We start from the raw sequence: 19,875 nt of genomic DNA, 5'->3' as shown, positions 1-19,875 counted from the left end.
ACTCCCGTATTTTTTTCTGAATATTCCTTATTATCATACCATAATTCCATGCTCCGTATTGCAACTTAAGGAGGTAAAACGTAAAATAAAGGAAAGATTTCATACATAACGCAATGACTAGGAGGAGCTATGGAACTACCCCAAAGAGTCACCATCATTGAAGTTGGACCGCGCGACGGACTGCAAAACGAAAAGCAGCTCGTGCCGGCGGAAGACAAGATCCGTTTTATTCATAAACTGAAATCCTCGGGAATTCAAGAAATGGAGCTTACCTCGTTCGTCTCTCCCAAATGGGTGCCGCAGATGGGTGATGCTGAACAAGTGATCGAGCATTGCACCGATGACAGCACTCGAAATATCGTGCTCGTTCCGAACGGAAAAGGAGTAGAGCGCCTGCTTTCTTCCGGATGTAAGAACGCAGCTTTTTTTGTCGGTGTGAGTGATACGTTCAACCGGAAAAATATTAATAAAAGCACGATAGAGAGCATGGATGAACTTGCTCCGCTCATCAGAGACCTGAAACGGAAAGGCTTTTTTGTGCGGGCATGTATTTCGACGGCTTTTTATTGTCCGTATGAAGGAAAAATGGACGAACAGGCTGTCCTGAAATTATGTGAGGAATTTTCAGATCTGGGAGTAGATGAGCTCTCCGTCGCCGATACGATCGGGCTTGCTAATCCTCAGGAAGTTTATGACTTGTTTGCCCTGCTTAAGCATCATCTTCCTTCTGCCCTGCTCATCGCTGCCCATTTTCATGACACACGCGGCATGGCCCTGGCTAATATCTTTTCTGCCCTTCAGGCAGGTGTGGACCGCTTCGACACGTCCGCAGGGGGACTTGGCGGCTGTCCGTTTGCTCCGGGAGCAACAGGAAATGTGGCAACAGAAGATACTGTTTACATGCTGAATCGTATGGGTATCTCGACCGGCATCCAGCTCGATCTTCTCCTTGAGGCTGTGGAGTTTATCTCTCCTTTTGTTTCCCGCGGCCTTCAAAGCAGGCAATACCTTCTTTCAAAACAGGAAAAGGCGCCCTTTTAGGCGTCTTTCATCATCATTGAAGCACTAAAAAACAGGAAAGACGCCCTTTTAGGCGTCCTTTCCTGTTTTTATTTTATTTTCGAGCCTAAGATGCGGATTGAGCATCTGGTTCGGGCTTTTCAGCTGAAACGTATGCTGTTCCTTTTTAAAATCGATCGTCATCTGCTCATCAAAGAATACCATTTTGGTTTTCTCCATATAAACGGGCAGGAAGTTCGTTTCAAGCTGGACCGTGCCCTCCGGTTCTTCATCCACAATCCAGAGTGCGGACACCCCGCTGACAACACAGCCGCACCCTTCCGTATCATATTTCAGCAGTACGCTGTCTCCTTCCTGCATCTTACTCTTTATCTTTTCGATCGCCCTTTCCGTCCATTCCAGTTTCATATTCACTTCTCCTTGCTGTTCATGGTTTGTATGACCTGAATGGCCCAGTCGCACCATTCAATCCAGTTTTGCAGGTATCTTCTCCCGAATTCCGATGTTAAATATTCTCCTAGATCCTCCTGCTGAAAGCTGTCTTCAGGAAAATGGCTGTCTTTCCAGTCTTTCATCAATCCCAGGCCAAAAGAATGCTGTTCCTTGGCCCGTTCTAAAAAAGCAACAGCCGTATCTGGAGGTATAAGATGAAACAATGAAACACGCAATAACAGGTCATCCTTTAGTTTCTGCTGTGAGATTTCCTTGCTCAGCAGCCATTTCAGCAGCCTCTCATAGCCTTTTGGTTCGATTTGATATACCTTCTTATCCGGATAGTCCACCTGATGAATCACTTGCGAGGTTACAAGCTCCTCTTCCTCCATCTTTACAAGTTCTCGATAAATCTGGGTATGATGGGCTGTCCAGAAGTGGATCATCGTTTCTTTAAACTGCTGATTCAGTTCATATCCGGTTGCCTCGCTCTTGGCCAACAATCCAAGCAGCGCATATCTCAACGCCATCCTCTTCATTCCTTCTTTCCGTATCTGTTTGTCATTTTAACATATTCTACACAATTTTTAAGGGAAAATGCTTGATGAACATATGTGAAAATACACATATCAATAATAAGGCGAAAAGAGAGCAAAGCTATAGAAGATCTCAAAAATCAAAAAGCGGAAACCTTCGAGATTTCCGCTTTTTTGATTTGTCTCTTATTTTAGCTTGCCGTCCTTTTCTTATAAACGAATTTATACAGTAAAAAACCAACCAGCAGGACTCCTGCCCCTGCAAGAATATAGGACTGTGAAGCCTGCAGCACATGATTAACGGTCTTGACTTCCCCCAGCCTGCCTAAAAACAGCATGGCAACTGCTAAAGGAAAGATGCCGATAAAGGTCAGCCCGCCGAATTTCCACCGATTGACCTTGCTCATCCCTGCTGCGTAGGAAACATAATTTCCGATTCCCAAAGGCCGGGAAAGAGCAATGCTCCACTCTCCGTATTTTTTAAACACTTTCTTCGTTTTCTCTACTTTCTTCTCGTTGAACTTCTCTTTCATCTTGCTTTCAAGCTTATAACCTATCATATAAGGTACATAGCTGAATATGGTGTATACTGCACTTACTGCCAATGCCAGAAGCAAGCTCTCGACCAGGTTTGGCTTCAGCAGAAATCCGTAGATCAGAATGACCAGCGCACCGGGAAAAGGAATCGAGGAAGCCTCCAGGGCGGTCCCAATAAATAGCCCGACCGCTCCCAACTCTTTTAAAAAATGAAAGATCATTTCAAACATCCGTGCATCCTCCTCCTTCTTTCTTCCCCTCACTATTCCCTTTCCTGATGTTTTCAATCTCACCTGGTTTGAAACGGTTTATTACAGGGTAGATACGCTGTAGATAACTATTACAATCCATTTCAGGAGGATCCTATATATGAAAAAGATTTGTTCAAAAACCGTCTCCATTACCAGTGACGCTTCTAAATTCACCATTCAAAAGGTTACGGATTTCGTAAAAATATCCAGATCGTTTCAGTCCAACGTCTTTTTATGTAAAAACGGAGTCACCCTGCACGCGAAAAAACTAACATGCCTTGTTACGTTTTTCATGATGCTCCGAAAAGGTGAATCTTTTCTGCTGATCACCGAGGGGGCCGATGCTGATTCGGCCATCCAGCAGCTTCTTCAGCAGCTTCTCCCTTCCAAAGCGACTACATAAGCATAAAAAAGAAGCGCTAATGCCATTCAGCGCTTCTTTTTCCATGAGAGAGGCTAGAGGCCCAGTTTTTTTTGCCATCTCTTCCTTGTTACAACCGGAAGAATAATCAAAGTAATGATGATGATGGATGAAATTAAAATTTCCTTCATTCCTGTATTCGCCACTGAAGCTCCTATGTACGTGTATGCCAATGTGCCCGGTATGATTCCGATGGCCGTGGCTGCCGCGTAATCTTTAAACTTGACGTTTGCCGCGGCCGTCAAGTAGCTCACAAGATCATAATTCAATATCGGCAGGAGGCGGAGGATCAGCACATAAATAAATCCACGCTGCTTGATGCCCTCCTGGATCTTCTGATAATTTCCCTTCCATTCCTTTTTTACGCTTTTTTTGCCGATCCATTTCACTGCTAAAAACGTCATGAGTCCGCCTGACAAGGATCCCAGGTATGTATACAGACACCCCCAATATAACCCGAAGGCCAAGCCGCTTGTCACTGCAAACACGGATGACGGAAACAGCACAAACGGCCGGAAGGCATATAAAGCGATATAAACGATTGGAGCCCAAACTCCCCACGACAGAATCCAGCCTCTAAACCGCTCCGGCGTTAAATTTAAATACCGTTGGTTGATATATAAAAGGCAGCCTGCCAAACTTAATATAATTAAATAGTTCATTATTCTTTTTTTATTGCGAATCACTCTTTACTGCTCCTCTCCACACATCTTATTTCTATATTTTCCTTTATTTTCCGATAGAAGTCACTTTAATTTAAAATAAATTTTATGACATTTCTCAATTCACCCTTCATAAGCTGTATAAAAAGGATATGCAGGGAGAGAGATTAACTTGAGAATTATTGCGAAAAAACCCATCTATGCCGGAAACGCAAGCCAATTCGTCCAGTTCACGGGAAGTTATGAAGAAGCCGTGTATGTTAAAAAAGGAGATAAGACAGCCGACGGAAAAAGCCTGCTCGGCCTTATCGCATTATCCATACAGCCAGGGCAAGAAATCGAAATTTCAAGCGAAGCGAATCTTGACTCCCTGCAGAGAAAATTATTGGCCTCTGATCTGTTTGCTGAGGCCGAATAAGGGGCTGTCCAAGAANNGAGTCTCACCTGTCACGCTATCTCGCACCTTGCACTCCAATCAACTTTTCATTGAAGATTTTTCACGTCAAAGGAGCTGCCTGAAGGTCAATTTTCGACTTTCAGGACAGCCCCTTTTTTTATTTGTCTTTAAACATCCATCTCTATCCCTATGATGGCATCGAGAGAAACATCCTGTTTCTTTCCTTCATCATTCATTATTCTGAGCAGACGGCGATGAGGGTCATAGTAATGGATGAGGCCCAGTATTGCTTTTTCACCAAGGGGTTTACGGCAAAGGACGGCTACTTTCCTTGCCTTTTCCATCGCAAAAAAGATCTGCTGGTTCATTTCCTCCAACTGCTGTTCATCAAGCTCAGTGTTCTCAAGCCACGCCTCTTCCCGCTCCCAGTCCCTTAACTGCTTTACGTGCTCAGGCAGCATCATTGCCGTCCATTTGATGCTTCCGCGGTCTTTGATCATTAGAGTCCCTCCATTCTGGTTTTACGCTTTATGGCCGCCTAAAAGGGTGCTGCGGTGCAGAGCCGTTCCTCCGCTCGTATAGGAAACGGCCCGGAGAAGAGCATTGGAGCCGTATTTCCTGCGGATATCGTCCATCACGTATCCAAGCTTTCGCTTTTTAGGATGCTCAAGTGTAAAGATGCTTAGCTGCGTTTCGTTATCTTCACATACATTGGATAGAGCAATGGTGATTTTACGGACCGTCTTTCCTTCATAAAAGGTATGAAAGAGCTCCAGGCACACCTGGTAGACCTCCATCGTAATGTTAGTCGGTTCAGCTACGGTCTTTGAGCGGTAAAAACCCCCGCCCCATTCTTCTTTGCTGTAGCCGATTCCCAGACTGACCGTTCTTCCTGCTTTTTTCGCTGTTCTGGCCCGCCTTGCCACTTCTTCGCACATTTCTAAAATAACATGCTGAACCTCTTTCGGATCGGTATAATCACGAAGGAGGATCTGGCTTTTTCCATAGCTGATCTGGCCTTGCATGATGGGAGCCCCCACCTCCGAGAGATCCACTCCCCACGCATGATAATAAAGCTGATTTCCCATCACGCCGAATTTTTTTTCCAAGAGCTCCAGCGGATAATGGGCAAGATCGCCTACGGTTGTAATGCCCATCAGATTAAGCGTCCGTTCCACACGGGAACCGATGCCCCACATCTTGCTCAAGGGAGAAAGTTTCCATAGCTTCTCCGGAATGTCCTCATACGTCCATTCTTCCACGCCTTTCTTCTTCGCATCCAAATCCAGACAGAGCTTAGACATCAGCATGTTCGGCCCGATTCCGATGGCGCAAGGCAGACCGAACTCTTCTTTTATGGCAATCCGGATGGCCTGGGCCAGCTGCACCGGCCCTCCCCACAGGCGTTCTGTCCCGTCTGCCTGAATAAAACTTTCATCCACACTGTAAGTATGAATGGCCTCTTTTGGAACAAACCGATTGAGCAGGCGCGTGATCTCCATGGAACGCTGTAGAAAAAAAGCCATTTGGGCATCCACGATGTGAATACGGCTGTCTTTCGGAATCTCAAACAGCCGGCTTCCGGTTCTTATTCCAAAATCTCTTTTCAGACAAGGAGAAGCAGCCAGGACCACACTTCCCTGCCTCTCTGTATTCCCTACTACAGCAAGGTAACAGGTCAGCGGGTCCAGCCCTAAGCGCACAGCCGCACAGCTGGCATAAAAACTTTTCATGTCCATGCACAGAATTGAACGATTTTGAATCATAGAATAATCGATCAACTTCCTTCACCCCTCCAAAAGCAAACGCTCGTTCTCATTTATTATGTATACCCATTTTAACCGAATATATGTTCCCTTCTCAATGGAAATTTTTTCAGGGGGCTTTCCGGCTTAAAAAATCCATTGACCGGCAGGCATTCGTAGGCTACATTGTTGGGAGAAGAAAGGAAGTGCAGAATGGAAAATCAGCTGCTGCGCAAATGGCTGGAAAAGGCTTTGCTGGATTATTTTTACGAGAAAGAGGCCATCCCTTATACTGAAAAGGATTATGCTCTCCTGCAGGAACGAATAAAAAAAGAACTTCAAACCGAAGAGGCAGAAGATCCTTATTTGACGGTTCAAGATGTCGTATACAGCTTTATTACAAAAGAATAAGCAAACCCCCGATAAGCGAGGCTTATAAGGGGTTTGCTTGCTTTATATGCTATTCTTAACTGGAGTTTTTTCAAAGAAATGCTCCCACGCTTCATGAATTCCGCCTGCACAATGCTTTTGCGCACGGAAAATCATAGGGTGGTCTGGCAGCTGTTTTAATTCCTTTTGGCAGTTTCCGACAACGACAGCCGGATATCCAAGTGTAATCATATCACGGTCATTGCCAGAATCGCCGGCAACTAATACATTTGCTTTCTCCCAGCCTTTTTCCCGAAGCAGAAAGGATAGCGCCTCTCCCTTCCCTGCATTCGGCGGAAGAATGTCTACATCTCTTCCGGAACTGAAAATCAGCTTGTGCGGCACCGAACTGCCGCTCAGCTTTTGTTTCACTTCCTCAACCGCCTCATCGCTTTCTGCAAAATAGGAAAGCCGATGCACGGATGGAATCGATTGAGGCGTTAAGCCGCTGCAGGATTGAACGATGCGAGAAATTTCAGCGGGATTCCACTTTTCTTCCAATGTTTTTTTCCAGCGCTCATGAAGCTCTGGATCATTCAAGTCATACATTTCCGTACCAACATCCGATATGAGAATGGAAGGCATCGGAAGCTCTTCCTCTTTGATCAGCTCCATGGTAGAAGCATAGTGTCTTCCTGTAACATAAACGAGCTGCACATTGTAGGGACGTTCTTTATAATAATCAAACAGCAAAGAAGTCAGTTCCTTCTCTCCCACCAAGGTTCCGTCTAGATCAGTAGCTAAAAGATGTGTAACGTTTTCTCGTTTCACCTGACAGAACCTCCTCGTACACCTGCTCTACCCTCGCTGCCACATTCGGCCAGCGGTAATCGCGTTCTGCAAGAGAGGATGCCTGTTTGCCGAGCCTTTGCGCAATGATGTTATTGTTTAAAATAATTTCCAGGGTGAGCGCCAAGTCCTGAGCGTCTTTTGGGTTGACGAGCAGCCCTGTTTCTCCTTCAACGACCACATTTTGAAGCCCTCCGACACGTGAGGCAATCACTGGACATCCGCATGCCTGTGCCTCTGCAGCCACCATTCCGAACGATTCATAATAGGAAGGCACGACAGCAACGTTGGCAGCGTTAAAGTATTCCGCCAGCTCCTCCTGGCTTTTCGGCCCTACAAACTGAACATAACGCTCAATTCCTTTCACCCAAGAACGCTGTTTTTCCTGAATCGGAAGCTGGTCATCACCGATTTCTTCTTTCTGTCCTCCAGCAAGAATCAGTCTTGTGTTTGACGGGACGTCACCCCATTGAATCAAGTATCTGAATGCTTTAAGGAGGGTTTCAACACCCTTGGTTTCTTCCAGACGGCCGGCATAAAACACGAGGGGGCCGTGAACGTCCAATTTTTGTTTTATTGCGGGTTTTTGGTTTAAAGGATAAAAAGTTGGAGATACACCGATCGGAATGACATCAACAGGTGCAGGCTGTTTAGTAAAGTCATGGATCAGGCTCTTCTCGCTGTTGGTCGTGGCGATCACGCGGTTAGCGGAACGGAGAATGGTTCGTTCATACTGGAACCTGCGCTCATCCCTTTCTCCTGTGGCCCGTTCTTTAGCTGCTCCAAGGGAATGTGAAGTATGGACAAACGGTATATTGTACTTTCTGCGAAGCTGGCGGCCTAATATTCCTGACAGCCAGTAATGAGTATGAATTATATCATATTGTTCAACAGGAACAAGTTCCTCGATTTCTTTAAAAAAGGCGGGCAGTATTTGAAACATTTCATTTTTGGATACAAAGCCTTTGATACCGGCTTGGATACGGATAACTCTAGAGCGTTTTCCAAACGCCTCCATCTGCGGAGCATCTTTATCACACCAGTGGGTTATGACATCAACATCCCATCCCCTATTTTCCATGGCAAGCGCCAAATGGTACACATAATTATTCTGTCCTCCAGCTTGCTTTCCGCCCAGTTTTGCCAGCGGGTCTCCATGGTCTGATATAAATAAAACTTTTTTATTCATAACTGCTACCCCTCTTTCTGTTGTTGCGGTCTATAACGTGTAAGTTACTTATACCCGTTCTCTCCCCAGACAAACCACAATAGGTTCTTTAGACCTATCAAATTAAGACTTTCTTCCTTTTGGTGAAGGTTTAGGAAAAGAAAAAAGATGCGTATATTAGCGCATCTTTTTGTTTACATAATATTATTATTGTCTATTTTTGTTTGAATGCATTTCCGCCAAGCTTTTCTATAAGCCGGGGAAAAAGCTGATAAAGCGTACTGCCTGCATTCATCCAAAGAGGCAGATTGATCTCACGGACAGGACGGCCGATCGCCGAAATGATTTTTCTAGAAACATACTCCGGGGACAGCATCCACTTCTTGATGTTTTTCTCATAGGAACCCGATTTGTCTGCGATGGAAAAAAAGTTCGTTTCAATCGGCCCCGGGTTGACGGCTGTTACCCATATTCCACTGTTTGCGAGCTCCATCCGCAATCCGTTTGAGAAGCCAAGAACAGCGTGTTTAGAAGCGGCATATCCGGTCGACTTCGGAGTGGATATCTTTCCTGCCTGTGACGCAATATTGATAATATGGCCAGAACGCCGTTCCAGCATTTGCGGCAGCACTGCCTGTGTACAAGCCATCAGGCCGACCACGTTGGTCTGAAGCATGCAGGAAAGATCATTTAGGTCCGCATCAATGAAGTAGTCGAATATTCCAAATCCAGCGTTGTTGATCAGAACATCGACAGAAACCGTACGAGTGATCTCTGCGAAAACCGCTTTCACCTCTTCTGCGTTGCTAACGTCCAGCGAATAGATCAGCGCTTCCACCTCAAAATGTTCTTTTAGATCTTTTTTTACGTTCACTAGTTTGTCCAGACTTCTGGCGATCAGCACCGGCTTAGCACCAAGGCTTGCCGCATCAAACGCGATCCGGGCTCCAAGCCCTCCGGAAGCCCCTGTGATAACCACCGTTTTTCCTTTTAAATTCTTCATATCTTACGCTCCTTCTGCCCGCTTGTAGTAAATAATACCCTTTATGTCCTCCGTTTGAATCCTTCCCTCCTCTTCAAGCAGATCAAGATGCCCCACGGTTTCGGAGAGAGTAAGCCCAGGTTCCTTTTGATAGATCCTCGGGAATAAAAGCTTGCTTAATTCATAAGCCGTCTTATATCCGGCGAGCATCTCCCATAGGACATCCGCCCGGTTGTTCTGCTGTGCAAGCCTTTCTTCGATCAACTCAGAACTGTTGGAGATCGGAAGTCCATGCCCCGGCAGGATGACGGTTATAGGGAGTTCGGCTGCTGTCTTTAGTGAATCCCGGTATTGCAGCAGCGGTTTAGGCCGGTCTCTTTTCGTGAGAGGGGGAGGCTCGATGAGTGCGTTGGAAGAAATACGCTGCAGCAAAAAGTCCCCTCCGATCATAATACCGCTCTCTTGATGAAACAGAGAAAGATGATCTGGAGAATGGCCCGGTGTTTTCATGATTGTCCACCCTGGCAGCCCTGGCACTTCTTCTCCTTCATACAACGCCGGGGAAGCATGGACCACAGCAGAAAACTCAAGATACTTCTTTAATTTCCTATGTTCAAACCGGACGGCTTCTTCCGGCATTCCCATTTTTTTGTAAAACCCCTCATAAAATTGATTTCTATGTACAAAAAATTCTTGCTGCTGGCTGAGATAGGGTATTTCTTCTAAACTTGCGAGCACAACAGGCACCGGGCTCGTAAAGTATGAATAAAGTCCGACATGGTCCGGGTGATAATGGGTAAAGACCACCTGTTCAATATCGTTTTCTTCCAGCCCGTTCTCCGCCAGTTTCTCCCGAAAGATGCTCCATGCCTCAGGCGTTTTTGGTCCGCAGTCAACAAGGGTAAGCTTTTCTCCCCGTATGAGATAGACATTGACATCCCCTACCGGAAACGGTGTCGGAAGCGCGATGGTTATAATATTCTGGTTCAACATTTTCACCTGACCTCTTCTCATGCATATATATATCAAACAGTATAGCAAAAGATCAGCACTATAAAAAAAGTAAATATTCAAAATTATCTTTTTTATAAACTTGACATACTGTACTGACTCATTGCATAATGTTTTGTAATAACTGAACGCTGAACACGGCGCTGAAAGGGACCAGTAATTCATTAAACGGCTGAAAGAGAATGGAATCCATCGGCTGAAAGATTCCAGCAGTGCGAAATGAATGAACCTATCCCCCGAGCCATCAGGGATTGAACCTGATCGTATGCCTTCGATACAGGCGATAAGCTGGGCTTTTTACCAAGCCAATTAAGGTGGTACCGCGGACCGCACTCCTCCGTCCTTTTCCAAGGATCGAGGAGTGCGTTTTTACGTTAACCTAAGTTGGAGGGATTGCCGTGAATAAAAAAATCGCGTTTATCGGAGCAGGTGCCATGGCAGAAGCAATGATTTCAGGATTGATCGCCAACAAGCTGGCCTCACCTGAACAGATCATTGCCACAAACAGAATGAACAGAAAAAGGCTTCTTGAACTGCAAAGGAAGTATGAAATAAAAATTTCCGCCTCAGCCGCAGATGCAGTGCATGAGGCAGAAATCATCATCCTTGCTATGAAGCCGAAAGATGCTGAAGACGCCCTGCACTCGATCAGGGACGCTATCCATAAACAGCACCTTATCATTTCAGTACTTGCCGGGATATCAACAGATCACATCTCCACTCTGCTTCATACGGATGCCCCTGTCATACGGGCGATGCCGAACACATCTGCTGCGATCGGTTATTCTGCAACCGGCCTCGCCGCTGGAAAGTATGCTGAAGAGCAACATGTAAAACAGGCCGAAGAGCTTTTTAATTGCATCGGAACGACCACCTGCTTGAAAGAAGAAAGCCTGCATGCAGTAACCGGGTTGGCTGGAAGCGGCCCCGCTTATGTTTATTATTTAGTTGAAGCGATGCAGCAGGCAGCCTCCTCGCTCAATCTCAGTGAAACTGAGGCAAGGGATTTGATCGCGCAGACCCTGTTGGGTGCTGCCCATATGCTGAAAATGAGCGGCGAACATCCCCGGCTGCTTCGGCAAAAGGTAACCAGTCCGGGTGGAACCACCGAAGCCGGAATTCAAATGCTGGACCATTTTAAAGTAAAAGAAGCGATTGAATCATGCGTCAAGCGTGCCGCACAGCGCTCTGAAGAGCTCGGGAGCATGTACACCCCGCCCTCTGCCAAAGGAATAGTTTGACAATTCTGTTATTTAATTTTATAATAAAACGACTATAGAGCAGCAACGGGAGGTATAAGATGCTTGATCAAGAAGAATTCAAGCGGTACAATCTGTTGTTTAAAGAGTTTGAGCAGTTTCTTACACGGCCACTGACAAAAAAGGAAAAAGATTTTATAAAATGGATCGTAAAAAATGATGTGAGCATCGAACGCACATCGGCGCGAGCCACCTAAACAAGCCCCTGAAAGGAAATGGGCTTGTTTTTTTCTTGGATTTAGAACGTTTGACCTGCTTATGTTAAGGTAAAATATAAAGAGGAAAGGAGTTTTTCCCGCTATGACAAAAATCTTTGGACACCGGGGCGCAAGCAAGGTATGCCCCGAAAACACAATGGCCTCCTACACTCGGGCTTATGAAATGGGCGCAGACGGACTTGAAATTGATGTCCATTTAACAAGCGATGGTGTTCCTGTCATCATTCACGATGATACGGTCAAACGGACAACCAACGGAAAAGGATATGTAAAAAATTTCACGCTCGCTGAAATTAAACAGCTGGACGCGGGAAGCTGGTTTTCTCCAACCTTTCAAAATGAACGGATCCTCACACTAGAAGAGTTTCTGCAATGGATCTGTACCAAGCCGCTGCTTCTCAATATAGAGTTGAAGAATAACAAAGTGATGTATGAAGATTTAGAGAAAAAAGTATACGATCTCGTAAATGCTTATGGAATGAAAGAAAAAACGATCTATTCATCTTTTAACCATTACAGCCTTGTGCAATTAAGGAGCATGGACTCTTACATTGACATTGCTCCCCTCTACTCTTCGGCCATCTACGAGCCATGGAACTATGCAAGAAGCATGGGTTCGCTGAGTGTGCATCCTCAATTTAAGAGCCTTCATCCCGTGATCCTGCAAAGCCTTCATGAGCATGGAATACGGGTCAGGCCTTATACCGTCAATCAAGAAAAATGGATGCATTATTTAATGAATTGGCGGGTGGATGCCATCATCACTGATGTACCCGATGTGGCGTTGGCTGTTAGAAATGGAGAAATTACTGAACAAAAAAGCTTAATCCTTGAAATGTATAATAAGTTAAAAAAAAAATGAGCGGGCTGCCCGCTCATTTTTTGCTGAGTTTTTCAATTGGAAAGACGCTGAAGTCATCGGCAATCTGCGTATTCGGAAAGACTTCCCGTGCTTCTTTTAAAAGAAGAGTCTTCTCCTCTTTATGATATCTGGAACTGATATGGTTCAAGATCAAGGCAGCTGCATTTGCCCGTCTGGCGGTAACAGCAGCCAATCTGGCTGAAGAATGGCCGAATTCCGCTGCCTTTTCAGCCAGTTCGTGAAGAACAGTAGCCTCATGAATAAGTACCTCAGCATCTCTTCCCAGCTCCACCGCATTCTCGCAGTATTTCGTATCGCCAAGGATAGCGACAATCCGGCCAGGAACAGGAGGGGAAACAAATTCACTGCTCTTGAGCACCGTTCCGTCCTCCAGAGTAATATCCCTTCCTTCTTTCAATTGCTGATATAAAGGACCGGGCGGCAGGCCCATCTTTTTTAGCAAGCCGGCTTCCAGCTTTCCAGGCTGTGCCTGCTCTTCTACGCGAAAACCGAAACAAGGGATCACGTGCTCAAGTTTCTTGGCATATACCCGGCGGCCTTCCTCTTCACAGATCAGCCCTTCATCTATTTCTATCACTTGAATCGGATAGGTAAGATGCGTCTGGCTTATGTTCAAAGAAGTGTCGATGAAGGCCTTTATTCCCTTTGGTCCGTATATGGACACCGGACTCTCTTCACCATTTTGGAAGGAGCGGCTTCCCAGCAGGCCCGGCAGACCGAATAGATGGTCACCGTGCAGATGAGTAATGAAAATTTTATTGATCTTACGCGGTTTTAGAGAAGTGTGCAGGATTTGATGCTGTGTAGCTTCTCCGCAGTCAAAGAGCCAGGTTTCTCCTCCCGTCTGCAGGAATTTAAGGGCAACCGAAGAAACATTCCGTTCCTTTGAAGGCATTCCGGCTCCCGTTCCCAGAAAATGAAGTTCCATATCAGCTATTCCTTTCATGCTTTAAAATAGAAATCATGAGGCGATAAGTGACAATGAAAAAAAGGAGCAAGCTTCCTCCCGCAAGAAATCCTGCCAGCACATCACTCGGATAATGCACACCAAGATAGACTCTGCTTAATCCGACAAGCACGATATAAACACATCCCCCAACGGTTAAAAGATGCCGCACCCAACTATGCTTAGCCTGTCTCACAAGCAGGTAGAATAACAGTCCAAAAAAACCGATGGAGATCATGGCGTGTCCGCTCGGAAAACTATATCCTCCGATATCAACTAGGCGATGGAGGGATGGCCTCTTTCTTTCATAGATTCCTTTAAGAAAAGCGTTACCGTAACGGATGACAAACAAACAAATCCCCAGGATTACCGGTTCAAGCCAGCTCCTCCTCCATAAAATAGAAAAAGCAGAGAACACGGCAAGCACTATAAATTCATTGGTCCTTGCTGCACTGTTTGTGATCACTATAAAAGCTCGGGTCAGCTCGTGGGGCTGATATGCCGTTACTGCATCAATCACCGTCTGATCCAGTCTCTTTACGCCAGCCTCCCGATAGACGGCTGCAAGCAGAAAAAAGAAAATAAAAAGCAACAAAAATCCAAGCACGTATGGCAGATGGATACTTTTCTTCAATCATAATCACCCGGCCTTTGGCTCGATAAAAAGCTGTCTACAACCTATAGCTATGATGGATCATCTGTTAGTTTGCCTCGAATAATGGAATGATCACCAAACTTTTTTTGAATATCGCTGATCAATCGATTTACATCATCCCGTTTTTTTTCCTGTTCAAAAGTAAACAAGTCCATCTGTTTATAGGCTTTTTCTTTAGGGATAACATCCGCGGCCGTAATGCCGAGCAGCCGTACAGGTTCACCGTTCCAGTGTTTTGTAAACAAGGACCAGGCATGTTTCAGGATTTCACTCTTATCATGAAAGGGATTCTCCAGTGTCTTGCTTCTCGTAACCGTCTTCCTGTCTCCATACCGGATCACGATCTGAAGATTTTGACCGACGACTTTCTTCCCTTTCATCCGGCGTTCAACAGAATCAGCCAGAACTGAAAAGACGCGTTTAAGCTCCGTTTCATCACTCACGTCTTCAGCCAGAGTGGTCGAGTTGCCAACGGATTGAAATTCTGAGGCGCGCTCCGGGTCTACTGGGCGGTCATCGATCCCGTTCGCACGCTCCCACATCCTCACTCCATTTTTTCCGAAGCGGTGTTTTAAACTGTACGCGTCTTCCTTTGCCAGGTCACCGATCGTATGAATATTATATTTTTTTAGTTTTTCTTCTGTGGCCTTTCCGATCCCATGCATTTCACCTACGGTCATCGGCCAGAGGATCTGCCGGATCTCCCGCTTTCGCAAGACGGTAATCCCCATAGGTTTCTTCATATCTGAAGCCATCTTCGCAAGAAATTTATTCGGGGCAATCCCTATGCTGGAAGGAAGACCCAGTTCATGATACAGCCTGTTTTGAATTTCCTCGGCAGCTTCGATGGGGCTCATGGATATCCTCGTAATATCAAGATATCCTTCATCGATTGAAACAGGCTCTACAAGCTCAGTATATTCCCGAAGCAGCTGAAACATCTTCTGAGACATCGTCCTGTATTTTTGAAAATCCGGCCGTAAGACGATAAGAGATGGACAAAGTTTTTTTGCCTGCCACAGAGGCATCGTAGTTTTTACTCCAAACTTACGTGCTTCATAGCTGCAGGTTACGATGATGCCGCGGCGCTCTTCGGGATTGCCGGCTATCGCAAGAGGCTTTCCCTTTAAAGTGGGATCCATCATACTTTCTACAGAAGCATAAAAGCTGTTCATGTCGACATGCAGGATAAATCTTCGTTTTATATTGGCAGACCTATCCATGTTGTTCCATCTCCTTCAATCCTTTTCCTTTCCCATTATATGAAATGGGAGAACATAAGAAAAGCGAAAGCCGTTCATATCACAGGGTTCACACCATAAAAAAGACAAGGTTTATTCACCTTGTCTCCACTTTATCCCGCAGCTGCCTGCCTGTGTTTTCAATCCATTCCACGTATTCTGTTCCGTGAAAATGCTCATTCATATCCCTATGTAAGTTTACAAGCTGCACCAGAAATTCCTGGTTCCCATGATCCTTGCTCCAGGCCTGCAGATAACTGTACACTGAGTATTTGCCTTCAGAAGACATCTGCTGTTTTTTTGCTCCTTCTTCCGTAAGCATTACGTACGAAATTCGCCGATCATGATCTTTTTTCAATAATTGTATTAAGCCTTTATCTTTCAAGCGTTTTATAACCTGCATGACTGTCGAAACATCCCATAATCCGAGGTGTGCTATGCGGGAAATCGTCGCCTCTCGTTCAAAGGATACAATCCATAGAATGTGCTGTTCAGCTTGAGTCAATCCCAATGATTTCGCTGATTTTTGCCATTCATCTTCAAGAACCTTGTATACTCCCCGCAAATAATTCATCATCATATGCATGTTCGCAAGTTCACTCATCCAATCCCTCCGGCTTCCCATCCTATTTAGACATTTTTTTCCATGATTAAACTACAACCAAATATACTAATTCGAGCTATTTATGTCAACCTCGACTTGAAGGTTCGTAACAAAAAAAGGAGCCAGACCTTTCATGGCCGGCTCCTTAGCTCTACTCTCCTGCTACTTCCTGAATGACTGCAACCACGATCTCGGCTGTTTTCACCAGTTCCTCGATCGGCATTTTTTCATTTTTAGTGTGGATTTCCTCGTAGCCTACAGCAAGGTTAACAGTTGGAATTCCATGGCCGGCAATCACATTCGCATCACTTCCGCCGCCGCTTTGCAGCAAGCGGTGAGAACGTCCGATCCTTTCAGCAGCTTTCTTAGCCACTTCAACGACATGGTCTCCATCACTAAACTTAAATCCAGGGTACATGACTTTCACATTCACTTCAGCACGTCCGCCGAACTTAGAAGCCGTTGTTTCAAATGCCTCTTTCATCTTAGCAACCTGAGCTTCCATTTTCTCTGTTACGAGAGAACGGGCTTCTGCCAAAATGGCCACATGATCACAAACGATATTGGTCTGTGTGCCCCCTTCAAACCTTCCGATGTTAGCCGTGGTTTCTTCATCAATTCTTCCGAGCGGCATTTTAGAAATGGCTTTTGCAGCGATTGTAATGGCTGATACACCCTTTTCAGGAGCAACACCGGCATGCGCTGTCTTTCCATAGATATCAACCATCAGCTTGGCTTGTGTCGGCGCTGCAACAATAATATCACCGACTTTGCCGTCACTGTCGAGCGCGAAACCGAATCTTGCGGTTAATCGGGCAGGATCCAGTTCTTTCGCTCCTACAAGCCCTGACTCTTCCCCAACTGTGATGATGAACTGGATGTCTCCGTGTTTAATATTTTGTTCCTTTAAAAGTTTAACGGCTTCGAACATCGCTGCGAGGCCTGCCTTGTCGTCCGCCCCAAGGATGGTCGTTCCATCGGTTACAACATACCCATCTTTAATCGAAGGTTTTACCCCATTGCCAGGTACGACCGTATCCATATGGGAGGTGAAATAAATCGGATCCACCCCGCCTTTGTTGCCTTTCAGCGTACAAATCAGGTTGCCGGCGCCGTGTTCAGTTTTGGACTCAGCGTCGTCTTCGAATACTTCGACACCAAGATCAGTGAATTTTTTAGTAAGGACTTTGGAGATTTCCTTTTCAAATTTTGTTTCAGAATCGATCTGTACCAATTCCAAAAACTCTTCTAGTAATCGTTGCTCATTAACCATTGTGTCTTCCTCCATTATAACGGGATATTGCCATGTTTCTTCCAGGGCCTTTCCTCGTGCTTCGTCCGCAGCATTTCCAGTGCTTGAATACATTTGATCCTCGTATCCCGTGGATCGATGACATCATCGACCATTCCTCTTGCAGCTGCAACGTACGGATTGGCAAACTTCGTCCGGTACTCGTCAATCTTAGCCTGCCTTGTCGCTTCAGGATCATCGCTTTGTTCGATTTCTCTGGCAAAGATGATGTTCGCCGCACCCTGCGGTCCCATGACTGCGATCTCCGCATTTGGCCAGGCAAAAACAAGGTCAGCGCCGATCGACTTGCTGTTTAAGGCGACATAGGCACCGCCGTATGCTTTACGGGTGATAATCGTTATTTTCGGGACAGTAGCCTCAGAGTAGGCGTACAGGATTTTAGCTCCGTGTCTTATAATGCCGCCGTGTTCCTGTTTAATTCCTGGAAAAAATCCGGTGACGTCCTCAAAGGTGATAATCGGAATGTTAAAAGCGTCACAAAAACGAATAAAGCGCGATGCCTTATCCGAAGAATCAATATCAAGGCCGCCAGCCATAACTTTTGGCTGATTACATACTAATCCTACCACTTCACCCTTAATCCTGGCAAAACCAATGACTATGTTTCTGGCAAAATACGCTTGAACTTCTAAAAAAGTATCCTGATCGACCACTTGCTCGATGACCTTACGAACGTCATACGGTTTGGTCGCATCCACAGGTACCACCTCGGCAATATCCGGGCGGTCATCGTTCTCATGCTCCAGTTTCTCCGATCTGGCCGGTTTTTCTTTATTGTTCTGAGGAAGGAACGATACGAGCGCCCGCACTTGCTCCAGAACTTGTGCCTCGGTTTCCCCCATAAAATGGGCGTTACCGCTTTTCGTGCTATGTACCTTTGCCCCGCCAAGATCCTCAGATGAAATTTTCTCGCCCGTTACTGTTTCGATGACCTTCGGGCCAGTGATAAACATTTGGCTTGTCTGCTCCACCATGAATACGAAATCCGTAATAGCCGGTGAATAGACAGCTCCACCTGCACAAGGCCCCAGAATAACTGAAATCTGCGGAATGACACCAGAGTAGATGGAGTTTCTGTAAAAGATCTGCCCGTAGCCGTCCAGAGAAACAACACCTTCCTGAATTCTCGCTCCTCCTGAATCGTTCAGTCCGATAAACGGTGTTCCATTCTTAGCCGCAAGATCCATCACACTGGCGATCTTGTGAGCATGCATCTCTCCTAACGCTCCTCCAAAAACCGTAAAATCCTGAGCAAATAAATAAACCGGCCGGCCATGAATCTTTCCATAGCCTGTGACGACTCCCTCTCCAGGAGCCTTCATATTCTGCAGACCAAAATCGGTGCAGCGGTGCTCAATAAAAGGATTCAACTCCACAAACGTTCCCTCATCGAGCAAAAGATCGATTCGCTCCCTTGCGGTAAGTTTTCCGCGTTCATGCTGTTTATCAATCTTCTCGTCTCCGCCGCCAAGCTCAATCTCACGTTTCCTGTCATATAATTCGTCCATTTTATCGTACATATTCATCAGGACACTCCTCCTTCCGTTTCAGGTTTTTCGCACAGTTCAAACAGCACCTTATGAGTAGAAGATGGATGGATGAATGCGATGGATGCCCCGCCGGCACCTTTCACCGGCTGTTCCTGGATCATCTTTACGCCAGCTTTTTTCAATTCTTCGATTCTTGATGCAATATTTTCAACACCAAGAGCCACATGGTGGACACCCTGTCCGCGTTTGATAATAAATTGCCGGATCGGACTCTGTTCATCCATTGGCTCTAGAAGCTCCAGCCTTGTCTGGCCGATCTTCAAAAAAGCTACCTTTACCTTTTGAGATTCCACTTCCTCCACTGCTTCAAGCTTAAGCCCGAGTGTGTTCACATAAAAAGGGAGGACCTCATCAAGGGATTCAACGGCAATGCCGATATGATCGATTTTTTTTGGCGGTTCCATGCCTGCTGGTGCTGGATAACCATCCCGCTCGAGCACTGCTGCTTCAATAAATTTGGCTGTCTCAACTGTCGGTGTGCCGGGTGTAAATATTTTTCTTACTCCGGCTGATTCAAGGAAGGGAATGTCCTCCCAGGGGATAACACCGCCTCCTATCACGATAATATCATCTGCTCCCCGCTGTTTTAAAAGCGACATCACCTCGGGAAACAGTTCATTATGCGCTCCAGACAGACAAGATAAACCGATGGCATCCACATCTTCCTGCACAGCAGCAGCTACAATTTGTTCTGGCGTCTGGCGAAGGCCGGTATAAATGACCTCCATCCCATAATCACGAAGAGCCTGAGAGATCACAAGAGCTCCGCGGTCATGCCCGTCAAGCCCTGGCTTTGCTACCAGCACACGTATTTTTTTATTCATTGT

General features: G+C 45.8%; 24 protein-coding genes and 1 other annotated feature. Of the genes, 7 read left to right on the top strand and 17 right to left on the bottom strand.

What is annotated here, in order from left to right:
• The first annotated feature begins 129 nt into the window (after positions 1 to 129).
• Positions 130 to 1,041: a hydroxymethylglutaryl-CoA lyase gene (locus P4361_RS10575; protein WP_328089350.1), complete on the top strand. Its 912-nt coding sequence runs from the start codon at positions 130 to 132 to the stop codon at positions 1,039 to 1,041.
• A gap of 48 nt (positions 1,042 to 1,089) precedes the next feature.
• On the opposite strand, the gene P4361_RS10570 is transcribed toward P4361_RS10575, so the two are convergent.
• The 3 genes from P4361_RS10570 to P4361_RS10560 form a co-directional block, all read right to left on the bottom strand.
• The gene (locus tag P4361_RS10570; protein ID WP_062235191.1) at positions 1,090 to 1,428 is read right to left on the bottom strand and encodes an iron-sulfur cluster biosynthesis family protein; all 339 of its coding nucleotides are present in this window, start codon (positions 1,426 to 1,428) and stop codon (positions 1,090 to 1,092) included.
• 2 nt (positions 1,429 to 1,430) lie between these two features.
• Positions 1,431 to 1,982 carry a PadR family transcriptional regulator gene (locus P4361_RS10565; protein ID WP_328089349.1) on the bottom strand — a complete coding sequence of 184 codons (552 nt, stop codon included), beginning with the start codon at positions 1,980 to 1,982 and terminating at the stop codon, positions 1,431 to 1,433.
• Positions 1,983 to 2,179: 197 nt separating this feature from the next.
• Positions 2,180 to 2,755 (bottom strand): DedA family protein, encoded by a 576-nt coding sequence (locus tag P4361_RS10560; protein WP_062235186.1) that lies wholly within the window; start codon positions 2,753 to 2,755, stop codon positions 2,180 to 2,182.
• 139 nt (positions 2,756 to 2,894) lie between these two features.
• Here P4361_RS10560 and P4361_RS10555 point away from each other — a divergent pair, with 139 nt between their 5' ends.
• Complete coding sequence (locus tag P4361_RS10555; RefSeq protein WP_256225993.1) at positions 2,895 to 3,179, top strand: HPr family phosphocarrier protein; 285 nt, start codon at positions 2,895 to 2,897, stop codon at positions 3,177 to 3,179.
• Positions 3,180 to 3,232: 53 nt separating this feature from the next.
• Here the strand turns inward: P4361_RS10555 and P4361_RS10550 are convergent, their stop codons facing one another.
• A complete protein-coding gene (locus P4361_RS10550) occupies positions 3,233 to 3,883 on the bottom strand; it encodes a TVP38/TMEM64 family protein (RefSeq protein WP_328089348.1) in 651 nt (216 codons plus the stop codon).
• Positions 3,884 to 4,031: 148 nt separating this feature from the next.
• On the opposite strand from P4361_RS10550, the gene P4361_RS10545 reads away from it, so the two are divergent.
• The gene (locus tag P4361_RS10545; protein WP_053357969.1) at positions 4,032 to 4,277 is read left to right on the top strand and encodes an HPr family phosphocarrier protein; all 246 of its coding nucleotides are present in this window, start codon (positions 4,032 to 4,034) and stop codon (positions 4,275 to 4,277) included.
• Positions 4,278 to 4,423: 146 nt separating this feature from the next.
• Here P4361_RS10545 and P4361_RS10540 read toward each other — a convergent pair whose 3' ends face one another.
• Both P4361_RS10540 and P4361_RS10535 read right to left on the bottom strand, forming a co-directional pair.
• The gene (locus P4361_RS10540) at positions 4,424 to 4,756 is read right to left on the bottom strand and encodes a YolD-like family protein (protein WP_328089347.1); all 333 of its coding nucleotides are present in this window, start codon (positions 4,754 to 4,756) and stop codon (positions 4,424 to 4,426) included.
• Positions 4,757 to 4,777: 21 nt separating this feature from the next.
• A complete protein-coding gene (locus P4361_RS10535) occupies positions 4,778 to 6,037 on the bottom strand; it encodes a DNA polymerase thumb domain-containing protein (protein WP_328089346.1) in 1,260 nt (419 codons plus the stop codon).
• Between the two features lie 177 nt (positions 6,038 to 6,214).
• Between P4361_RS10535 and P4361_RS10530 the strand changes: the two genes are divergently transcribed.
• Entirely contained in the window at positions 6,215 to 6,412 is a 198-nt protein-coding gene (locus P4361_RS10530) for a YqzH family protein (protein ID WP_062235177.1), read from the top strand.
• A gap of 42 nt (positions 6,413 to 6,454) precedes the next feature.
• Here the strand turns inward: P4361_RS10530 and P4361_RS10525 are convergent, their stop codons facing one another.
• The 4 genes from P4361_RS10525 to P4361_RS10510 form a co-directional block, all read right to left on the bottom strand.
• Positions 6,455 to 7,201, bottom strand: a complete 747-nt coding sequence (locus P4361_RS10525) for an HAD-IIB family hydrolase (RefSeq protein ID WP_256225995.1) — start codon at positions 7,199 to 7,201, stop codon at positions 6,455 to 6,457.
• Positions 7,164 to 8,408, bottom strand: coding sequence for a glycosyltransferase (locus P4361_RS10520; protein WP_328089344.1), 1,245 nt, complete (start codon positions 8,406 to 8,408; stop codon positions 7,164 to 7,166). Before P4361_RS10520 ends, P4361_RS10525 begins: the two co-directional genes overlap by 38 nt.
• 193 nt (positions 8,409 to 8,601) lie before the next feature.
• On the bottom strand, positions 8,602 to 9,390 hold the full coding sequence (locus P4361_RS10515; RefSeq protein WP_328089343.1) for an SDR family oxidoreductase: 789 nt from the start codon (positions 9,388 to 9,390) through the stop codon (positions 8,602 to 8,604).
• Positions 9,391 to 9,393: 3 nt separating this feature from the next.
• The gene (locus P4361_RS10510) at positions 9,394 to 10,362 is read right to left on the bottom strand and encodes an MBL fold metallo-hydrolase (protein ID WP_328089342.1); all 969 of its coding nucleotides are present in this window, start codon (positions 10,360 to 10,362) and stop codon (positions 9,394 to 9,396) included.
• Between the two features lie 152 nt (positions 10,363 to 10,514).
• Positions 10,515 to 10,728 (top strand) — a binding site (T-box leader).
• Positions 10,729 to 10,778: 50 nt separating this feature from the next.
• Here P4361_RS10510 and proC point away from each other — a divergent pair.
• The 3 genes from proC (at position 10,779) to P4361_RS10495 (ending at position 12,719) form a co-directional block, all read left to right on the top strand.
• A complete protein-coding gene (gene proC, locus P4361_RS10505) occupies positions 10,779 to 11,621 on the top strand; it encodes a pyrroline-5-carboxylate reductase (RefSeq protein WP_425590244.1) in 843 nt (280 codons plus the stop codon).
• A 59-nt stretch (positions 11,622 to 11,680) separates the two neighbouring features.
• Complete coding sequence (locus P4361_RS10500; RefSeq protein WP_156316367.1) at positions 11,681 to 11,836, top strand: hypothetical protein; 156 nt, start codon at positions 11,681 to 11,683, stop codon at positions 11,834 to 11,836.
• A 103-nt stretch (positions 11,837 to 11,939) separates the two neighbouring features.
• On the top strand, positions 11,940 to 12,719 hold the full coding sequence (locus P4361_RS10495) for a glycerophosphodiester phosphodiesterase (protein ID WP_248253065.1): 780 nt from the start codon (positions 11,940 to 11,942) through the stop codon (positions 12,717 to 12,719).
• Between the two features lie 13 nt (positions 12,720 to 12,732).
• Here the strand turns inward: P4361_RS10495 and rnz are convergent, their stop codons facing one another.
• The 7 genes from rnz to mce all read right to left on the bottom strand — a co-directional run bounded on the left by rnz (position 12,733) and on the right by mce (position 19,872).
• The gene (rnz, locus tag P4361_RS10490; RefSeq protein WP_328089341.1) at positions 12,733 to 13,668 is read right to left on the bottom strand and encodes a ribonuclease Z; all 936 of its coding nucleotides are present in this window, start codon (positions 13,666 to 13,668) and stop codon (positions 12,733 to 12,735) included.
• Position 13,669: 1 nt separating this feature from the next.
• Positions 13,670 to 14,320 (bottom strand): phosphatase PAP2 family protein, encoded by a 651-nt coding sequence (locus P4361_RS10485; RefSeq protein WP_328089340.1) that lies wholly within the window; start codon positions 14,318 to 14,320, stop codon positions 13,670 to 13,672.
• 50 nt (positions 14,321 to 14,370) lie between these two features.
• Complete coding sequence (locus P4361_RS10480) at positions 14,371 to 15,564, bottom strand: DNA polymerase IV (protein WP_328089338.1); 1,194 nt, start codon at positions 15,562 to 15,564, stop codon at positions 14,371 to 14,373.
• Positions 15,565 to 15,679: 115 nt separating this feature from the next.
• The gene (locus P4361_RS10475) at positions 15,680 to 16,186 is read right to left on the bottom strand and encodes a winged helix DNA-binding protein (RefSeq protein WP_328089337.1); all 507 of its coding nucleotides are present in this window, start codon (positions 16,184 to 16,186) and stop codon (positions 15,680 to 15,682) included.
• 151 nt (positions 16,187 to 16,337) lie between these two features.
• The gene (locus P4361_RS10470; RefSeq protein ID WP_328089336.1) at positions 16,338 to 17,459 is read right to left on the bottom strand and encodes a tripeptidase T; all 1,122 of its coding nucleotides are present in this window, start codon (positions 17,457 to 17,459) and stop codon (positions 16,338 to 16,340) included.
• A gap of 14 nt (positions 17,460 to 17,473) precedes the next feature.
• Positions 17,474 to 19,024 (bottom strand): acyl-CoA carboxylase subunit beta, encoded by a 1,551-nt coding sequence (locus P4361_RS10465; RefSeq protein ID WP_328089335.1) that lies wholly within the window; start codon positions 19,022 to 19,024, stop codon positions 17,474 to 17,476.
• Positions 19,024 to 19,872, bottom strand: coding sequence for a methylmalonyl-CoA epimerase (gene mce / locus P4361_RS10460; RefSeq protein WP_248253072.1), 849 nt, complete (start codon positions 19,870 to 19,872; stop codon positions 19,024 to 19,026). Before mce ends, P4361_RS10465 begins: the two co-directional genes overlap by 1 nt.
• Positions 19,873 to 19,875: the final 3 nt, after the last annotated feature.

It is taken from the genome of Fictibacillus sp. B-59209 (assembly GCF_036216745.1).
Classification (GTDB): domain Bacteria; phylum Bacillota; class Bacilli; order Bacillales; family Fictibacillaceae; genus Fictibacillus_C; species Fictibacillus_C marinisediminis.
Note: the sequence above shows the minus strand (reverse complement) of the source record. Positions and strands in the feature narration are given on the sequence as shown.